1 protein-coding gene is annotated in these 742 nt (G+C 39.6%); it reads right to left on the bottom strand.

Annotation, left to right across the window (positions count from 1 at the left end; all coding sequences use genetic code 11):
* A partial coding sequence (locus AC1DG9_RS27510; protein ID WP_477635755.1) for a Glu/Leu/Phe/Val dehydrogenase dimerization domain-containing protein occupies window positions 1-742 on the bottom strand: 742 nt, incomplete at both ends.

The following is a 742-nucleotide window of genomic DNA, read 5'->3' as shown; positions in this document are numbered from 1 at the left end:
CATAAACAAAACCTTCCGAATCTGACAAGGTCAATACCTTTGCCCCTACTTCTATACATTTCTCTGCTGTATATTGAGCAACATTTCCAGAACCTGAAATGACAACGTTTTTTCCTTTTAAAGAATCACCTTTCAGCTTCAGCATCTCTTCAACGAAGTATACCACACCGTAGCCAGTTGCTTCAGGACGAATTAAACTTCCTCCCCACTCAAACCCTTTTCCTGTTAAAACCCCTGTAAATTCGCCTCTGATGCGCTTATACTGACCAAACAGAAATCCTATTTCTCTTGCCCCTACACCAATATCTCCGGCAGGAACATCAATATCAGCACCAACATGGCGATATAATTCGGTCATAAAACTTTGGCAGAATTTCATCACCTCAGCATCAGATTTCCCTTTTGGGTCAAAATCTGAACCTCCTTTACCCCCACCCATAGGCAACCCGGTAAGGCTGTTCTTAAATACTTGTTCAAACGCAAGGAACTTAAGTACACTTAAGTTTACAGATGGGTGAAAGCGCAAACCTCCTTTATATGGACCAATTGCGCTGTTCATTTGAACCCTAAACCCACGATTAATTTCAACTTCACCTTTATCATTCAACCAAGGCACTCTAAAAATGATAACCCTTTCCGGCTCCGCAATTCTTTCTAAAATCTTGTTTATTTTATACTTAGAATTCTTTTCACTAAAGGGTATTATTGATTCTGCTACTTCATATACTGCCTGCAAAAAAAA

The sequence above is a fragment of the Pedobacter sp. 05L430 genome, from assembly GCF_056397585.1.
The sequence above is the reverse complement of the archived record's forward strand: the minus strand, read 5'-3'. Positions and strand labels throughout refer to the sequence as shown.